9 protein-coding genes are annotated in these 17,582 nt (G+C 73.5%); 5 read left to right on the top strand and 4 right to left on the bottom strand.

Annotated elements, in window-relative coordinates:
• Window positions 1-42 precede the first annotated feature (42 nt).
• The 3 genes from hydA to preA are packed head-to-tail and all read left to right on the top strand — an operon-like array spanning window position 43 to window position 4,300.
• Window positions 43-1,446: a dihydropyrimidinase gene (gene hydA / locus WMF11_RS35360; RefSeq protein WP_437973863.1), complete on the top strand. Its 1,404-nt coding sequence runs from the start codon at window positions 43-45 to the stop codon at window positions 1,444-1,446.
• Window positions 1,447-1,486: 40 nt separating this feature from the next.
• Window positions 1,487-2,908: an FAD-dependent oxidoreductase gene (locus WMF11_RS35355; RefSeq protein ID WP_437973862.1), complete on the top strand. Its 1,422-nt coding sequence runs from the start codon at window positions 1,487-1,489 to the stop codon at window positions 2,906-2,908.
• 3 nt (window positions 2,909-2,911) lie between these two features.
• Window positions 2,912-4,300, top strand: coding sequence for an NAD-dependent dihydropyrimidine dehydrogenase subunit PreA (gene preA, locus WMF11_RS35350; RefSeq protein ID WP_437543736.1), 1,389 nt, complete (start codon window positions 2,912-2,914; stop codon window positions 4,298-4,300).
• Between the two features lie 67 nt (window positions 4,301-4,367).
• On the opposite strand, the gene WMF11_RS35345 is transcribed toward preA, so the two are convergent.
• Window positions 4,368-7,988: a DNRLRE domain-containing protein gene (locus WMF11_RS35345; protein WP_437979370.1), complete on the bottom strand. Its 3,621-nt coding sequence runs from the start codon at window positions 7,986-7,988 to the stop codon at window positions 4,368-4,370.
• Window positions 7,989-8,379: 391 nt separating this feature from the next.
• Here WMF11_RS35345 and WMF11_RS35340 point away from each other — a divergent pair, with 391 nt between their 5' ends.
• On the top strand, window positions 8,380-8,814 hold the full coding sequence (locus tag WMF11_RS35340) for a hypothetical protein (RefSeq protein ID WP_437903649.1): 435 nt from the start codon (window positions 8,380-8,382) through the stop codon (window positions 8,812-8,814).
• Between the two features lie 21 nt (window positions 8,815-8,835).
• Here the strand turns inward: WMF11_RS35340 and WMF11_RS35335 are convergent, their stop codons facing one another.
• Window positions 8,836-10,059: a hydroxymethylglutaryl-CoA synthase family protein gene (locus WMF11_RS35335; RefSeq protein WP_437973861.1), complete on the bottom strand. Its 1,224-nt coding sequence runs from the start codon at window positions 10,057-10,059 to the stop codon at window positions 8,836-8,838.
• 414 nt (window positions 10,060-10,473) lie between these two features.
• Between WMF11_RS35335 and WMF11_RS35330 the strand changes: the two genes are divergently transcribed.
• Window positions 10,474-11,769, top strand: a complete 1,296-nt coding sequence (locus WMF11_RS35330; RefSeq protein WP_437973860.1) for a hypothetical protein — start codon at window positions 10,474-10,476, stop codon at window positions 11,767-11,769.
• A gap of 135 nt (window positions 11,770-11,904) precedes the next feature.
• On the opposite strand, the gene WMF11_RS35325 is transcribed toward WMF11_RS35330, so the two are convergent.
• Both WMF11_RS35325 and WMF11_RS35320 read right to left on the bottom strand, forming a co-directional pair.
• Entirely contained in the window at window positions 11,905-13,500 is a 1,596-nt protein-coding gene (locus WMF11_RS35325; RefSeq protein WP_437973859.1) for a formylglycine-generating enzyme family protein, read from the bottom strand.
• A gap of 178 nt (window positions 13,501-13,678) precedes the next feature.
• Window positions 13,679-17,569 carry a serine/threonine-protein kinase gene (locus tag WMF11_RS35320; protein WP_437973858.1) on the bottom strand — a complete coding sequence of 1,297 codons (3,891 nt, stop codon included), beginning with the start codon at window positions 17,567-17,569 and terminating at the stop codon, window positions 13,679-13,681.
• Window positions 17,570-17,582 lie beyond the last annotated feature (13 nt).

Here is a 17,582-nt window from a genome sequence, read left to right as displayed (position 1 = left end):
GGCGGGGACCCGCCGCCCGGCGCTCACCCGCGGAGGAGCAACATGGGCATCCTGATCAAGAACGGCGAGATCATCACAGCGAGCGACCGGTTCGTCGGCGACGTCTACTGCGAGGACGGGAAGATCGCCGCGGTCGGCGTGGGGCTGTCGAAGGAGCGCGCGGGGGACACCGTGATCGACGCCTCGGGGCAGCTCGTCTTCCCCGGCGGGGTCGACGCCCACGTGCACATGGAGCTGCCGTTCATGGGGACGGAGAGCTCCGATGATTTCGAGACCGGCACGGCGGCGGGCGTCGCCGGGGGCACGACCTCGATCATCGATTTCGTGATCCCGGCCCGAGGGCAGGCGCTGCTCGACGGGCTCGCGATGTGGAACGAGAAGGCGAAGAAGGCGGTCTCCGATTACGCCTTCCACATGGCCGTCACCTGGTTCGGCGACGACACCCTCAAGGAGATGGCCGTCTGCACGCGCGAGCACGGCATCCCGTCGTTCAAGACCTTCATGGCCTACCGCGGGGCCATCGGCGTCGACGATCCGGAGCTCATCCAGGTGATGGAGGCCGCCAAGGGCCTCGGCGCGCTCGTGACCGTGCACGCCGAGCACGGCGACGCGGTCGTCGCGCTCCAGAAGAAGCTCCTGAAGGAGGGCAAGACCCACCCGCGGTACCACGCGCAGAGCCGCCCCGCGCCGATCGAGGGCGAGGCGACGGGGCGCGCGATCATGCTCGCCCGGATGATCGGCGAGCCGATCTACATCGTCCACCTCACCTGCAAGGAGGCGCTCGCCGCGGTCACCGAGGCGCGGAGCCGGGGCCAGGTGGTCATGGCCGAGACGTGCCCGCAGTACCTCCTGCTCGACGACTCGGTGTACGAGAAGCCCGGCTTCGAGGGGGCGGCCTACGTGATGAGCCCGCCGATCCGGCCGAAGGGCCACCAGGACGCGCTGTGGGCCGCGCTCTCGTCGGGGCTCATCCAGACCGTGGCGACCGACCACTGTCCCTTCAACCAGGTCGGCCAGAAGGACATGGGCAAGGACGATTTCTCGCGGATCCCGAACGGCGCCGCCGGCATCGAGAACCGCCTCGCCCTGCTCTGGACCTACGGGGTGCTCGCGGGGCGGATCGACGTCCACCGCTTCGTCGATCTCTTCTCGACGCAGCCGGCCAAGATCTTCGGGCTGTACCCGCGCAAAGGCTCGATCGTGCCGGGCGGCGACGCGGATCTCGTGGTCTTCGACCCGAAGGGGACGAGCACGATCTCCGCGAAGACCCACCACCACCGGTGCGACCGGAGCATCTTCGAGGGCTTCGAGGTGAAGGGGAAGCCGACGCACGTCATCGTGAACGGCCGGGTCCAGTGCACGGACGGCAAGCTCGACGTGCAGCGCGGCGCAGGGCGCTATCTACCCCGCCGGCTCGGCCCGACCCAGGGAGCCCAGGCCTTCTAGTCACCCCTCAGTACCCGAGAGGAGCCGCGCGAGCGCCAGCATGACCCGAGCCCCGATACGCCTCTCAGCCCTCCCGTCCGGCCGGATCGAAGAGCGATTCGAGGACAAGAGCCCGCGTTACACCGACGCCGAGGCGATCGCCGAGGCGAACCGGTGCCTCTATTGCGTCGACGCGCCCTGCGTCAAGGCGTGCCCGACGGCGATCGATATCCCGACCTTCATCCGGAAGATCGCGGCCGGCCAGGTGAAGGGCGCGGCCCGCACCATCCTCACGGCCAACCTGCTCGGCCAGTCGTGCGGGCAGGCCTGCCCCGTCGAGGTGCTCTGCGCGGGCGACTGCGTCTACAACGGGTGGGGTCGCGAGCCGATCGCGATCGGCCGCCTCCAGCGCTACGCTGTCGAGTCGGCCCTCGCGCGCGATCCGCGGATCTTCCGGGCGAAGCCGCCCACCGGCAAGAGCGTCGCGCTCGTGGGCGCGGGGCCCGCGTCGATCGCCGCGGCGGGCTACCTCGCCCTCGAGGGGCACCGCGCCGTGATCTTCGAGCGCAAGGCGATCCCCGGCGGCCTGAACACGCTCGGGATCGCGCCCTACAAGATGAAGGGGCACGAGGCGCTCCACGAGCTCGAGTGGGTCCTGTCGCTCGGGGACGTCGAGCTCCGCGCCGGCGTCTCGGTCGTGGCGCAGGCGGCCGGGCCGGGGGAGGTCTCCGCGCGCGACCTGCTCGCGGAGTACGACGCGGTCTTCCTGGGGCTCGGCCTGGGCGCCGACGCGCGCCTCGGCCTCCGCGGGGAGGACGGCGACGGCGTGGTGGGCGCGACAGCGTTCATCGAGCGGCTCAAGGCCGACCCGAGCCTCGACCTCGCGGGCGTGCGGCGCGCGGTCGTCATCGGCGGCGGCAACACGGCGCTCGACGTCGCCCACGAGCTTTCGCTGCTCGGGGTGGACGTGGCCGTCGTGTACCGCCGCTCCGAGGCCGAGATGTCGGGCTACGCGCACGAGCTCGAGGGCGCGCGGGTCGCCGGCGCGCGCCTCGTCGAGAACCGGGTGCCGGTCGAGGTGGTGCGCGAGGGCGGCAAGGTCGTCGCGCTGCGGATCGCGCCCGCCGACGCGCCCGCCGACGCGCCCGCCGACACCCGCGCGCGGGGCCCCGCGCCGGGGCCGGCCGAAGAGGAGGTCCTGCCCGCCGACCTCGTCGCGGTCGCGATCGGGCAGAGCCGGGCGACGCAGGTGGCGCTCGCGTTCGAGGGGGTGGTGCTCGACCCGAGGGGGCGCGTGGTGGTCGACCCGGCGACGCACCGCACGGGCAACCCGAAGGTGTACAGCGGCGGCGACTGCGTGAACGGCGGCAAGGAGGTCGTCAACGCGGTCGCCGAGGCGAAGATCGCCGCGCGCGCGATGCACGAAGCGATGACGACGCGGGCGGGCGGCGCGGCGCCCGGGCCCTCACCGCAAGGGAGCTGAGCGATGGCCGACCTCTCTATCGACTTCGCCGGGATCAAGAGCCCGAACCCGTTCTGGCTCGCCTCGGCGCCGCCGACCAACACCGGAGATCAGGTCCGGCGCGCCTTCGACGCCGGCTGGGGCGGCGCCGTCTGGAAGACGCTCGGGAACCCGATCGTCAACGTGTCGAGCCGGTTCGGCGGCATCGACTACGGCAACACGCGGCTCATGGGGCTCAACAACGTCGAGCTCATCACCGATCGCCCGCTCGACGTGAACCTCAAGGAGATGCGCGAGATCAAGCGGCGTTACCCGGGCCACGCGCTCATCGCATCGCTGATGGTCGAGACGAAGGACGAGTGGCGCGAGATCATCCGCAAGGCCGAGGACACGGGCGCGGACGGGCTGGAGCTCAACTTCGGCTGTCCGCACGGGATGTGCGAGCGCGGCATGGGCTCGGCCGTCGGCAACGAGCCGGCGGTCCTCCAGGAGATCGCGCGCTGGGCCGTCGAGTTCGCGACGACGCCGGTCATCGTGAAGCTCACGCCCAACGTCGGCGACATCCTGGAGCCGGGCGAGGCCGTGCTCCGCTCCGGGGCGCACGGCGTCTCGCTGATCAACACGGTGAAGTCGCTCATGGGCGTCGATCTGGAGCGGATGGTCCCGCTCCCCCGGGTCGGCGGCGCGTCGACGAACGGCGGGTATTGCGGGCCCGCGGTCAAGCCGATCGCGCTCCACATGCTGAGCCAGCTGGCGCGCCACCCCGGCGTCGGGCGGCTGCCCATCTCCGGCATCGGCGGCATCTCGAACTCCCGCGACGCCGCCGAGTTCATCGCGCTCGGCGCGACGAGCGTCCAGGTCTGCACCGCGGTGATGCATTACGGCTACCGCATCGTCGAGGAGATGATCGAGGGGCTCAGCGACTGGCTCGACGATCACGGGATGCGCTCGGTGAACGAGCTGCGCGGCAGGGCGATCCCGCAGGTCCAGGAGTGGGGCGAGCTCGACCTCTCGTACCGCGTGGTCGCGGACATCAGCGCCGACAAGTGCATCGGGTGCCAGCTCTGTTACGTGGCCTGCATGGACGGGGCGCACCAGTGCATCCACCTGCCGGGGAGGACGGAGGCGGAGGCGCGCGCGGCGGGCCACACCCACCTCCCGAAGGTCCTCCCGGATCGCGCGGTGACGGCGGATCCGAGCGGGGACGCGGCGCCGTCGCGGGTCCCGTTCGTCGACGAGGAGGAGTGCATCGGCTGCAATCTGTGCGCGCTCGTGTGCCCGGTGCCGGGGTGCATCACGATGAGGGAGGCGCCTTCAGGCAAGCCCCCCGAGACGTGGAACGACCGTGTCCAGAAGGGGACGGACTTCGTGCCCGGCGGGCTGGAGTCGACGGCGCGCGCGCGGAGCTCGTGATCCCGGGCACCTGGCCACGCGGCCAGGTGCCCGTGACGACCGCGAGCGCGCCGGGGCGCTGGCCGGGCTACGGGGCGAGCTTCACGACGATCGCGTCCTCGTGGTCGTACGTGCCCACGCCGATCACGTTGCCGGCGCTGTCCACGGCCAGGTCGAAGATCTGGCCGCGGTCCGCGCTGCCCATCGGGTCGACCGACCACAGCACGGCGCCCGACGGCGAGAGCTTCGCGATCGCGCCGCGGGGGTTGACGAACACATTGCCGGCGCTGTCCACGGCGACAGAGCTGATGTTCCAGTAGCTGGAGAGCGTGCCGAGGCCGCTCGTATCGACGCTCCACAGCGGAGCGCCCGAGCCGGTGAACCTGGTCACGGTCGTTCCCAGGGCGACGACCAGGTCCCCGGACCAGGTCGCGGCGACCTCGCCGTCGCCCGGCGCCCCGGAGACGACCTGGCTGAAGACGTGATTCCCGGCCGCGTCGAACTTCGCCAGGTACGTGCCCTGAGCCGCGGGCGAGCTCGCCAGCGGTCCGCCGCCGAGGTCGAGGGCGCCGGAGAAGCTGCCGAGGACGATGACATTGCCCGCGCCGTCGAGGGCGACGCTCGTCGGGTCGCTGTCGTACGGGTCCGCCGCGAAGGTCCTGGTCCAGATCGGCGCGCCCGCCGCGCCGAGCTTCGCGACGAGGAGCTCGCTGCCCGGCGCGCCGCCGAGGGGGCCGGCGCCGAGATCGACCGTGTCCCAGAGGACGCTGGCGAGCGCGGCGTTCGAGCCGGCCTGGGCGACCTCGACCTGGGTGAGGCCCTCGACCTCCGCGAGGAGCTCGCCCCATGCGCTGTACCGCTGCAGGCCGGAGTCCGAGCCCACGAGCAGCTCGCCGGCCCCCGAGGCGGCGACGCTCAGGACGGTGTTGCCCTGGAGCGGGCGCGTGTTCCAGCTCCCGTACCCCGCGGGGTCGAGCTTCGCGAGGAACGCGGTATTCCACAGCTCCATGGGGGCCGGCGCGCCGCTGTCGGCGAAGTCGATCGGGCCATAGGCGTAGCCGCCGAAGATCACGTTGTCCGCGCCGTCGACCGAGACGGCGCGCGCGCGCATCGACTCGTACCAGCCGTTGATGAAGCGCCTGCTCCAGAGGACGCTGCCGGGGGCGCACGGCGCGCAGCTCGGGCCCCCGCAGTCCACGCCGGTCTCGGCGCCGTTCTGGATCCCGTCCTCGCAGGTGTCGTGGTAGCAGACCGTGAGCGCCGGCCGCTCCGTGGTGCTCGCGCTCTCGCTGCTCCGCAGCGAGCTCCGGGTCACCGCGTCCTCCTCGATCAGCACGCCGTGGTTGGCGAGCTCGCCGCTCACCCAGGCCTGCGCGAGCGCTGTCACGTCGACGTTCCGGAAGCCGGTGGTGCCGGAAGGACCGCCGGTGACGAAGGAGGCCGCGATCGCAGGATCGAAATGGCCGCCGCTGCCGAAGTTGCCCCACGTGACGCCCGACTCCGTCCACGCGGCGGTGGCCCGGTGGACGCGCACGGTGCTGCTCTCGATCTTGTACGTCTGGTACAGCGACAGCGTCGCCGAGGCGATCTCCGCGCTCGACGGGACGCCGGCGAGGTTGAACCGGAGGAGGCTCCGCCGGACGCCGCCCGTGCCGGTGCCCGTCGAGAGCGTGGTGCTGGCGCCGTCGTTCCACGCGGGCGATACCTGCCAGAGCGTCGCGTCGGCCACGTCGCCGCCAAGGCCGCGCCGGAAGGTCACGCACCGCGGGTCGCACGCGTCGCCATGCCCGTCGGCGTCGCTGTCCACCTGCGACGGGTTCGCGGCGTCTGGGCAGTTGTCGTCGGGGTCGATCACGCCGTCGGCGTCGCCGTCCTGCGCGAGCTCGAACGCGTACGCGGGAGAGCCCACGATGACCGAGCTCCCCGACATCGCGACGGTCTTGCCGAACGCGCCGCCGGTCGGTCCGCTGCCGGCGAGCTTGGCCTGCGGGCCCTCGACCCACTCGCCGCCCGTCGGCACGAACACGTACGCAGCGCCCACGTCCGGTTGATCGAGGCGATCGGCCAAGAGCGCGCCGACGACCGCGGCGCTGCCGGAGACCGCGACGGCGCCTCCCAGGCCGTCCCCGGTCCTGCCGTCGCCCGCGATCAACCTGGCCTCCCGGATCCAGCCGCTCGCCCCGCGGTCGAACGCGTAGGCCATTCCCCGCCCGAGGCGGTACCACGGCATCGGCGGGCTGTCGGTGCCCGGCGCGCCCACGACGATGCGCCCGCCCGAGATCGCGACCGAGCTGCCGAAGCGATCGTACGTCTCCGGCGGGTGCGCCGCGAGCCTGTGCGCGTCGCCCCAGTCGCTCGCCTCGAACACGTACGCGGCGCCCACGCCGTCGTCCTCCTGCCACCACCTGTCCCCCGGTGAGCCCACGACCACCGTGCCGCCCTCGATCGCGACGGGCGGCGCGCTCCAGGCGTTGGCGCCGGCCGGGGCGACGAGCTCGACCTCCTCGCTCCAGGCGCCGCCGCTGCGGGAGAACACGTAGGCCGATGTCTCGGCGGAGAGGACGGCCCGGTCCCCGTCGACCGCCACCGCCCCGCCCGCCGGGTTCGACGACCCGCCGCTCGCGACGAGCTTGGCCTGCTCGGACCACACGCCACCGCTCCGCACGAACACGTAGGCGGCGCCCGCGCCCCCGGCGCCCCAGGGCGCCCCGACCACGGCCGTGTCCGCCGAGATCGCGACCGAGGCGCCGAAGCCGTCGCCCGCGGCCCCGTCGCCCGGGACGAGCCTGGCCTGCTGCGTCCAGGCGCCGCCGCTCTTCACGAACACGTACGCCGCGCTCCCGGGCGCCCCGACGATCGCGGTGTCGCCCGACATCGCGATCGCGTCGCCGTTCAGGTGGATCGGGGTCGAGCCATCGATCGCGATGAGCGCGGTCCGCTCCGAGGCGGCGAGCGGATCCACCGTCACCGGGTACGCGGCCCCGGCGGTGTCCACGCGCAGCGACAGCGTGCGCTCGTCGACGCCGAGCTCCATCCACGCGGGCAGCGTCCGCCCCGCGGCGTCGGTGGCGTGGAGATCCGTGTACCGCATCGCCACCGCGCCGGACGCCTCGCGCAGCGCGACCCCCTCGCCGCCGGCGAGCGGCGTGGCGCGGAGATCGCCGCCCAGGGCGAGCTCGATGACGAGGTCCTGGTCCCCGGGGGCGAGGCAGGGCGGGGCCCCGGGCACCGTGAAGCCCTGCTCCAGCCCGAGCGGCCCGTTCACGTACCACTCCACGAGCCCCTCGCCCGGCGACGCGCCCTGCCGGCGGAGCTCCACGCGGTTCTTCGTGGCGGTCGGGGACGCGGGCGCGACCTCGCGCAGATCGCCCGCGCATCCGTACCGGGCGGCGGCCATCGAGAAGCTCCACCGCGCCTCGCCCTCCTCCGGCGCGATCCGCACGCCCGACGCGCTGAAATCGGCCGCGAGCCGGTGCGCCGGGTTCGGAGCGCGCAGGCTGGCCTCGTTCCCGCCCGGGGACGCCTCGATCACCCGGTAGCTCTCGGGCGCCGACGCCTGCACGGCCGCGATGTACGCCGCCCGCAGGCGCGCGGGGCCCAGCGCCGTGTCGGGCGCCGCGGGCGCCGCCGCCGCGCCGTCCACCGGCGGCGCGGGGTCTCGCGGCGCCTCGGTGGAGGCGCAGCCCCCCACCATGGCGGCTGCGGCCATCACCTGTCCAATCCTCCCCATTCGACCTCGCATAGGCTGGATCTCCCTCTGGCTGGCGCTCCTCCGCGCAGGCGCACCGGGCGCCGGAGCGCTCCGCGCCGGAGGACAGCGAGCTTGCGGCGCCTCATCGCAAGGTCCGCGCCCTCGCCGCGGACGGGGGCCGCGCCCTCGCGATGGACGAGGGGCGCAGCCGTCGCCGCGCGGCCGGCGTTTGCGAGCGACGCGCGGCCGCGTCCGATTTCGTGACACGCGCGGCGCGGTGACCGGAACAAACAACACGGAGGGCAGGAGCCCTCGCTGGAGGAACATGGTCCCGAAAGACGCAGCGACGATCACCCCGCGGAATCGCGGTCTCACGCCGAACGCCCACGCGAAGCAGGGGCGGACGGGCATGTCCGATCACGATGAGCGGGCCGAGCTGCTCGCCGAACACCGCCCGGAGCTCGCGCGCCTGCTGCAGAGCCTTCCGGCCCGCGGCAGCGCCCCCGCGCCGCTGACGGGTTATCTCCTCTCCTTGCGAGAACCGACGGGCTACCTCATCGCGATCGGCCTGCAGCAGCGCGACCCGGCGCTCGAACCCGAGCGCATGCTCCGCGCCGCCCTGGCCGCGGGCGAGCGCGCGCCGATGCTGGTCGGCGTGATGGCGCGCTCGGCGATGGCCGAGAGCATCGCGCCGCTCGCGCCGGTCACGCGCGCGGTCGCCGCGCGCCTGAAGCGACCGGCCCCCTCCGGCACGCTGCGGGTCGTCGTCGCCGCGGCCGGCGGGGCGGAGCTCTTCACCGTGAAGCTCTCGGAGCTCACGTCCCCCCCGTCCGGCTCCGGCTGAGCGAGCCGCCCGCTCCGGCGCTCACTCGTTCGCGTAGACGCGCCGCTCGCTCGAGTCGAGCCCCAGGTACACCACCCGACCGTCGAGGCTCGCGCCCCCGCGCTCGGCGCCCTCGGGCGCCGGCCGGCGGTCGGCGGCCTCGTCGCCTTGGCGCAGCGCCTCGTACTCCGCGACGGAGGCGCGACGGCACCCGGCGAGCGGGGCGTCGATCTCGAGGGCGGCCACGAGCGCCCCGGCCTCCGGCCCGATCCTGCCCGCGAAGAACTCGGCGCAGCAGCCCGAGCCGTAGCTGAACAGCCCGACGCGCTGCCCCTCGAGCGCGCGGGCCTCCGTGTTGAGCAGGGACGCGAGCGCCAGGTAGAGCGAGCCCGTGTAGATGTTGCCGATGCGCGACGGCAGATCGAGCGACGGCTCCACCTCGACGGCGAAGCTCTCGTCGGCGGCCTGCTCGGTCAGGCCGTCCAGCGCCAGCCGGTGGCGGTGGGCCTTGCGGGCCATCTTGCCGTAGGGGACGTGATAGCAGGTGCGCGCGAGGGGATCGCCGTCGCCCGCCACGCGGCGCCAGTCGCCGTAGGCCCCGGCGAGGGCGTCGAGGTAGCACTGCACCGAGTAGTGGCCGTCGACGAGCGCCTCCTTGTGGTGGAGCGGCCGCCAGAAATCGTAGACGTCGCGCGCGTACGTGCCGGTCTGGCCGACCTCGATCTCGACGAGGCGCGGCCGCTCGCGCACGAGCAGCGCCACGGCGCCGGCGCCCTGGGTGGGCTCGCCCGCGGAGCCGAGCGCGTAGCGCGCCACGTCCGAGCAGACGACGAGCGCGGCGCGGCCGCGGGCCGAGCCCGAGGCGATCCAGTCCACCGCGTTGAGGAGGCCCGCGGTGCCCCCGAAGCAGGCGTGCTTGGCCTCGAAGACCCGGCACGCGCTCGGCAGCCCGAGCAGGCCGTGGAGGAAGGAGGCCGCCGGCTTCGCGTGGTCCACGGCGGTCTCGGTGCCCACGACGCAGAGCCCGATGTCCGCGGGGCTCGCGCCCGACCGCTGGAACAGCCGGCGGGCCGCGTTGGCGCCGAGGGTGATCGGATCCTCGTCGGGCGCGGCGATCGCCATCCGGCGGGTCCCTAGGCCGGTCAGGTACTTGGAGGGCGCGATGCCCCGCGCCTCGGCGAGCTCGGCGAGCTCGACGAAGCGGCGGGGGACGGCGAGCGCGATCGCATCGATGCCGATGCGAGGAAAGTCATGACGTAGGCTCATACCTGCATCCTAGGGGCGCATTGTGCAGAGACCATCCAGCCCACGCGGAGCGTCCGAGGAGCCGAGGCGCCCGACGCGCCGCGGCGCCGCGTTCCAGCTGGCGCACGCGCTTCGCGCTTCGCGCTTCGCGCTTCGCGCGGAGCGTGGGGCGTGGCGCGTGGCCCGGGACCGTGCCCGCGCCTCCATCCACCGCGCCTCGCCGTGCGCACCACGTGGAATCACAAAGACGCTTCCATGACACATGTCATGGAACAGCCTCCGAGAAAAATCGCGGTCAGGTCAAAATCGTCACCACATCTCGTTGCAATTGTGCAATCTGAAATAGCGCGTTCATGCGCCCTAGCGGTCGAGGTTCATGTGAAGCTCTCCCGGTCTACCATGTTGGTTCCGCTTCTTGGGTTGGGTGTTCTGGTGATGACCGGCGCCGCAGGGTGCTCCTGCAGCTCCGGGGCGGAGGGCGACGCGAGCGCGACGGCTGGAGCGAACGTCGGTGGAGCCGGCGGCGCGGGTGGGGGCGGCGAGGGCGGCGCGGGCGGGGGCGGCGAGGGCGGCGACGACGGGGGGATGATCGGCAACGGCACCAGCGGCTCCAACACGGGTGGCAGCGGCCCCGTGACGCCCGATACGGCCTGTGTCGCCACGGTCGCCGAGGCCACGCTCACGAAGCGGCCGGTCGACATCGTGTTCGTCATCGACAACTCGCCCAGCATGGCGAACGAGATCATCAGCGTACAGAACAACATCAATGAGAGCTTCGCCTCGATCATCGGCGAGAGCGGCATCGATTACCGCGTCATCATGATCTCCGCGCACGGCGCTGCGGAGGTCGACGATTCGATCTGCGTCGGCGCCCCGCTCAGCACCGCGAGCTGCGCCCCGGTGCCGGAGGCGCCGGGGAACAACCCGCCCGTCTTCTACCATTACAGCCACGAGATCAGGAGCAACGACGCGCTCTGCGTGCTCCTCGGGAGCTACAACGGCGGCCTGCCCGACCAGCACGGGGTGGCGCCGTCCGGGTGGTCGGAGTGGGTGCGCGAGGACTCGCTCAAGGTGATCACCGTGATCACCGACGATCACGTGGGCTGCCAGTCGACGCATCTCCCCCGCAACATCTATATCGACGACACGCGGCAGGAGTGGGAAGACGTCGCCACGGACTTCGAGGAGCTGCTGTTCGGCCTGGACCCGGCGGTCTTCGGCGACGCGACCGCGCCCAACTACGTCTTTCACAGCATCGTCGGGCTCCACGAGAACACGACCGCCACGGACGCCTACGCGCCCGACGCGGACGTTGTCGAGGAGACGTGCGGCACCGCCGTGGCGCCGGGCACGGGCTACCAGACGCTCAGCAAGCGGACGGGCGGCCTCAGGTTCCCGCTCTGCCAGACGGACTCTTATGACGTGGTGTTCCAGGCGATCGCGGAGGGCGTCATCACGGGCGCGGTGGTCGCGTGCGAGTTCGAGGTGCCGGACTCGCCGCCGGGGGAGATCATCGACCTCTCGACCGTGGTCGTCCAGTACACGCCCGGCGACGGGAGCGAGCCGCAATCGTTCGGCCAGGTGGCGAGCGCGGCGGCGTGCGCCCCGGGCTCCTTCTACATCGCGAACGACATGATCACGCTCTGCCCCGACGCGTGCCGGCTGGTCCAGGACGACGCCATGGCGGCGGTCGACGTCCTCTACGGCTGCGATCCCGAACCGGCGCAGTGAGCTCGTCGGCCGGGCGGCGGCGCCGGTGAGCGCTGCCGCCCGCTGGTGACCCGCGCGGGGCGCGTCGAGCGCCCTGCGCGCCCGCCCCAAGCGCGGCGGCCGGGCGGCCGCCTGGCGCGTATCCGGCGCGAACGCTCAGAGACAGCAGCGGAAGCCGATGTCCGCAGACGGGGTGAGGCGATCCTGGTCCAGGAGCGCATCGCACCTGGCCGCCTTGAGCGTGCCGCGCGCGACGTCATCCGCGTCCTGCCGCGAGGCCCGCGAGCCGCCGCGGACGAGGCAGTTGCCCTGCGCGTCGCAGGAGTTCTCCCACTCCGCCGCGTTGCCGCTCATGTGAAAGAGGCCCGTGATTCCGCCTTCGCAGGCCGAGATCTGCGGGATCGGGTTGGGGGGCACGGGCTTCTTGAGGAACTCGCCGCTCGGGTCGTCCACCGTGCAGGTCGCCTTGCTATAGAGATCGCTGTACGGGTATTCGTTCACGCCCTGGCCGGAGCACGCGTTGAACCACTCGCTCCGCGTCGGGCTCGCGAAGTCGGCAGGCGAGTTCGCGCCTCCGCCGATCCTGCCGCAGAGGTGTTTGCCCATGTAGGAGCAGTACGCGTAGGCATCGCACCAGTCGACGTGGGTGACGGGCACTCGCCCCTCCGTGTAGGGCCACCCGCTCGCGGGACGGTAGATGTTCCCCGCGCACTCCGCCGGCATGCCGGCGAGCACCGGGTTCGCCTGGAGGAAGACATCGTACTCCTGCTTCGTCACCTCGTATTGATCGATGCAGTAGCTCCCGCCGCCGCTCACGGGCGAGATCACCATCCACGCCGGGCACGCGCAGACGCGGTTCGTGGTGTTGCAGATCGAGGTCGCGCAATCGGTGTTGGTGTTGCAACGCTGCCCCGCCGGGCACCGGGTGCTGCACCCCTCCGTCCCGCCGCAGTCGATGTCGGTCTCCTTGCCGTTCTTCACGCCGTCGCTGCAGGTCGCGGCCTGGCAGACCTGCTCGTGGCAGACGAGCTCGATACAGTCGGTCGATTTGGAGCACGCGTCGCCAGGCGGGCAGCCGGGGCAGATCCCGCCGCAATCGACGTCGGTCTCCTGGCCGTTCTTCACGCCGTCGCTGCAGGCCGGCTCCAGACACTGGCCGTTCACGCAGCTCGACGACTCGCAATCCGAGCCCGCCGCGCAGCCCTTGCTGGCCTTGCACGGCGGGCACGCCGGGTTGCCGCCGCGCGGCGCGGCGCCGCCGCCGCAGTCGGTGTCCGTCTCGCCGCCGTCCTTCACCCCGTTGTCGCACCGCGCCGCGACGCACGCGCGCCCGGCGCCGCCGCTGCCCCCGCCGCCCTCCTCGCACCGCCCTGAGAAGCAGTCCGCGGCCTCCGCGCACGCTTGATCGACCCGGCACGGCGTCGCGCAGGCGCCGCCGCAGTCGACGTCCGCCTCGTTGCTGTCCTTCACGCCGTTGGAACAGCTCGGCATGTCGGCGCCGCCCTGTCCGCCGGCGCCGCCCTGTCCGCCGGCGCCGCCCTGCCCGCCGGCGCCGCCCTGTCCGCCGGCGCCGCCCTGCCCGCCGGTGCCGCCGCCCTGCCCGCCGGTGCCGCCGCCCTGTCCGCCGCTGGTCGTGACGCCGCCCGAGGGCAGGTCCCCCGTCGTGGGAGGCCGGTATCTGTCTTCGCTGCTGCACGAGACAGACACGGCGAGGGCCACGAGGGGAATCAGAACGACGGACGACCTGAGCATGGAGCTGCCTCCCTGTGTTCGAACACAAGGTCAGAGGGTGAGCCTCAGCTTACTTGCGACGTCTCCTGTCCCGGGCGACAAAAAACGAGGTCCCCGCGCGACGGCGGGAATCACCGCCCTGTGGGCTCCCCCGGACGCCGTGATGGCCTCTCGCTCTCGCCCCAGCGCGGCTGGCGCGTCAGGGCGCGTGTCCGTCGAGCCAGCCTTGCGCGAGCTCCAGGATCCGCGCGTTGTCGGGGACGTCGCGCAAGAAGCGCTCGCGCCAGACAGGATCGCCGATCCTCCCGGCCCGCACGAGCAGGCCGTTGCGGGCCAGGGCGATCGCGCCCTTGGCCTCGGCCATCTGGCCCGTCGCGGCCAGCGCCTCGGCGTGGACCAGGCGCACCAGCGGGCCCTCCTCGTCGCGGCTGCCCGACTCGAGAAGGGACAGGGCCTGCGTCGTGGCGGCGAGCGCCTCGCCGGCGCGCCCCAGATCGAGCAGCGCGCGCGCGCGCGCCGCGATGGCCGCGGGGAGCCGCTCCGGCACCCCCCGCGCGAGCGCCTCGGCCGCCTGCGCCTCCGCCTCGGCGAGCGCGGGCTCGCCCGCGAGGAGCAGGACGCGCGCGAGCTGGAGCCGGCTCTCGCACTCCCGCCGCCGGTCGCCGCGGCGCTCGAGCGCCTCGATCGAGCTCCGCAGGGCCGCCCTCGCCGCGTCGACCTCGCCCGCGTGGGCCAGCGCGAGGCCGAGGTTCTGCAGCGCGTTCGGGACCCGGTCGTCGAGCGCCATCCGCTCCGCCTCCTCGAGCCCGGCCCGCAGCACCCCCGCGGCCGCCTCGAAGTACCCGAACTGGACGTAGCAGAGGCCCATGTTGAGCCGCGCCCGGCACGCCTCGCGGCGATCGCCGATGTCCTCGAACGCGGCGAGCGCCGCGCTCATGCTCGCGATGCAGGCGCTCGGATCGCCGTTGTGCTGCCGCAGGAGCCCGTGCAGGTAGAGGAGCTTCGCCTCGATCATGAGATCCGCGGCCGACGCGTCCTCCGTCGCGCGCTCGACCGCGTCGATCAGCGCGTCGACGCACGCGTAGCGGCCGCCGAGCAGGAGCACGATCGCCCCCTCGAGCAGGCAGGCGTTCCTCGCGATGCGCGCGCCGTCGAGCGGCTCCGTGCCGAGGACGACCATCATCCAGCGCTCGACGCGCTCGTAGTGGCCCTGCTTGTGCCCCGCCCCCGCGAGCTGCGTGAACGCCGAGAACCACGCCACGGAGCCCGGGACGAGGTGCCGCGTCGCCTCGATCCCGCGCTGCTCCGCGAGGGCCGGCTCGCCGCGCCAGAGCAGCGCCTCGGCCTCGACGAGGCGGAGCGCGCCCACCGCGGCCGGATCCGGCCTGCAGGCGATGCCGCGCTCGGCGCAGGCGATCGCCTCGGCGAGGTCGTTGCCGCGGAGCGCTTTGTCGGCGGCGCGCAGGTACCACTCGGCGGCCTTCTCGGGCTCCTCGCCGCGCTCGAAGTGCTCGGCGAGCGCCCTCGGATCGCCCTCGCCGGCCGCCTCGAGGAAGCTGCCCGCGAGCGCGTGGCCGATGCGGAGGTCGCGCGCCGTCAGCATGCCGTAGGCGGCCTCGCGGACGAGCGCGTGGCGGAAGCAGTACTCCGCGTCGTCCCGCGGCCGCCCCTCGCCCCGCCGCACGATCACCTCGCGCCGGAGCAGCTCCGCGAGCACCTGCGCGATGTCGGCGCTCCCGAGGAGCGCGGCGACCGCGCTCGACCTGAACGTCTCGCCGAAGATGCTCGCCGCCCTGAGGAGCCGCCGCGCCTCGGCGTCGAGCGTCTCCAGCCGCGCCTGCACCATGGCCACCACCGTCTCCGGCTGGCCCTCGCTGTTGCCCTCGGCGGCCGCGCGGATCTGCTCCTCGAGGAAGAACGCGTTGCCGTCGGCGCGCTCGACGAGCCTCCCCACGAGGTCGTGCCGCGCGTGCGCGCCCAGCGCCTCGCGCACGAGCCGCTCGCTCGCGCGGCGCGGGAGCGGCGTGAGGTGGAGCTCGTGGGCCAGCCGGCCCTCCCAGAGCTTCGGGAAGAGCCGGCGCACGTCGGGCCGCCCCAGCGCCAGCACGAGCAGCGGCATGTCCTTGAGCTGGCGCAGCGCCTCGTCGACCATCGTGACGGTGGGGAGGTCGCCCCACTGGAGATCCTCGAGCACGAGGAGCACGGGCCCCGCGCGGCACGCCGCCCGGAGGAAGCCCTCCCAGGCGTGGCGGAGCTGGTCGCCCATCAGCACGGCGTCGCGCCGCGCGAGCCGGAGCTGCACGTCGTGCTCGTCGGGGAACGGCGCGCCGACGAGCTCGCCGAGGAAGGCCGCGACGCGGGGCGCGTCGGTGCCCCCGTACTGCTCCACGCGGCTCCGGACCTTGCGCTGCCGCGCCTCCAGGGGCTCGCCGTCGGCGACGCCGAGGGCGTCCCGGAGCGCGCTCGCGAGCAGGCCGAAGGCCGCGCCGGCGCCCATGGGGTCGCCCTGGCCGATCCAGACCTCGATCCTGTCTCCCCGCTCGCGGAGCTTGCGGATGAGCTCCTTTCGCAGGCGCGACTTGCCCATCCCGGCCTCGGCCGTCACGAGCACCGCGCCCGCGGCGCCCTCGTCGATGCAGCGATCGACCTCGGCCACGAGCATGGCGAGCTCGCGCTCGCGGCCCACGTAGGTGGTGGGCTTGCCGAGCAGCTGCGCGGTCCGCTCGTCGCGCGCCCCGTGCAGGACGCGGCCCGCGGCGTCCTCGGTGACGTCGAACCGCATGCCGATGAGGCCCGCTGTCACCTCGTCGATGCGGACGCCCGCGGGGAGGGCGCGGTCGTCGTGGGCGGCGAGCATCTGGAAGGCGCGGTCGATGAGCTCGCCGACGGGCACGCGCGCCGAGAGCTCCGCCCGGCCGGTCGCGAGCGCGACGGGCGCGCCGCCGAGCAGCTCCTGCAGCGCGAGCGCGCACCGGGCGGCCCGCGCCGCGAGATCGGTCGGCGCGCCCGCGCCGGACAGCACGATGAGCGGCGAGCGGCCCTCGAGGAGCTCGAGCTCGCCGCGGTACTGCTCGGCCACGTCGTGCAGCTGCCAGAGCTCTGCCTGGCGCGGCTCCGCCGCGGCGCTCCCGTTGCCCAGGCGCGGCTCCGCCGCGGCGCTCCCGTTAATAGCGCGCTCGCGGGTGACCACGAGGCAGGTCACGCGTCGCTCGCCGGTCGTGAGCTCCACAGCGCGCGGCGGGAACGATCGGGGCCCGCCGACGCTGCTCTCGGGCGCGCCGATCGTGGCGAGCTCGGCCGCCACGGCGCCGCCGTCGGCCGGCCGATCCAGCGGGGATTTTGCCAGCATGCGGGCGACGAGATCGTCGAGCGCGGCGGGGGTGCCGGGCCGGAGGTCGCGCGCGCGGGGCGGCTCCTCGAGGAGGACCTTCATCAGCACGGCGAGCCCGGCGTTGCCCTGGAAGGCGGCGCGGCCGGTGAGGCAGCGGTAGAGGATGCAGCCGAGGGCGAACACGTCGGCGCGGGTGTCGACGCTGATCTCGCCGCGCGCCTGCTCGGGGGCCATGTACCCGGGCGTGCCCAGGACGAGGCCGGCGGCCGTGAGCGGCTCGTCGGTCACGGCGCGGGCGAGGCCGAAATCGATGAGGTGCACGCGCTCGAGCGAGCCGCCCTCGAGCAGCAGGTTGCTCGGCTTCAGGTCGCGGTGGACGAGGCCGAGCCTGTGGATGGCGCCGAGCGCCCTCGCGACGTGGAGGCCAAGCTCGAGGGTCTCCTCGAGGGTGAGGCCCTGGCGGGTGAGCCGGTCGGAGAGCGTCTCGCCGTCGAGCCACTGCATGGCGAGGAACGGCTGTCCCCACGAGGTGGCGCCGTGCGCGACGTAGCGCACGACGCCGGGCACCCGGGCCGCCGCGAGCATGTGGGCCTCGCGCGCGAAGCGGACGAGGTGCTGGGCGCTCTCGGTGGTCAGGAGCTTGATCGCGACCGCCTCGCCGGTCTCCTGATCGCGGGCCCGGTAGACGGCCCCCATCCCGCCCGAGGCCGCGAGGTGCTCGATGCAGAACCGGCCGTCGATGATGTCACCTGCCTGCATCGCTCACCGAGGA

Origin of the sequence: Sorangium sp. So ce295, from assembly GCF_051527405.1 — a bacterium.
Classification (GTDB): Bacteria; Myxococcota_A; Polyangia; order Polyangiales; family Polyangiaceae; genus Sorangium; species Sorangium cellulosum_B.
This window is presented reverse-complemented; position numbering and strand designations above follow the sequence as displayed.

What these genes read in the sequence shown, in the direction of transcription:
- WMF11_RS35355 (WP_437973862.1), top strand. Translation starts at nt 1,487, where the DNA reads ATGACCCGAGCCCCGATACGCCTCTCAGCCCTCCCGTCCGGCCGGATC.
- WMF11_RS35320 (WP_437973858.1), bottom strand. Translation starts at nt 17,569, where the DNA reads ATGCAGGCAGGTGACATCATCGACGGCCGGTTCTGCATCGAGCACCTC.
- WMF11_RS35330 (WP_437973860.1), top strand. Translation starts at nt 10,474, where the DNA reads ATGACCGGCGCCGCAGGGTGCTCCTGCAGCTCCGGGGCGGAGGGCGAC.
- WMF11_RS35335 (WP_437973861.1), bottom strand. Translation starts at nt 10,059, where the DNA reads ATGAGCCTACGTCATGACTTTCCTCGCATCGGCATCGATGCGATCGCG.
- WMF11_RS35340 (WP_437903649.1), top strand. Translation starts at nt 8,380, where the DNA reads ATGTCCGATCACGATGAGCGGGCCGAGCTGCTCGCCGAACACCGCCCG.
- WMF11_RS35345 (WP_437979370.1), bottom strand. Translation starts at nt 7,988, where the DNA reads ATGGCCGCAGCCGCCATGGTGGGGGGCTGCGCCTCCACCGAGGCGCCG.
- hydA (WP_437973863.1), top strand. Translation starts at nt 43, where the DNA reads ATGGGCATCCTGATCAAGAACGGCGAGATCATCACAGCGAGCGACCGG.
- WMF11_RS35325 (WP_437973859.1), bottom strand. Translation starts at nt 13,500, where the DNA reads ATGCTCAGGTCGTCCGTCGTTCTGATTCCCCTCGTGGCCCTCGCCGTG.
- preA (WP_437543736.1), top strand. Translation starts at nt 2,912, where the DNA reads ATGGCCGACCTCTCTATCGACTTCGCCGGGATCAAGAGCCCGAACCCG.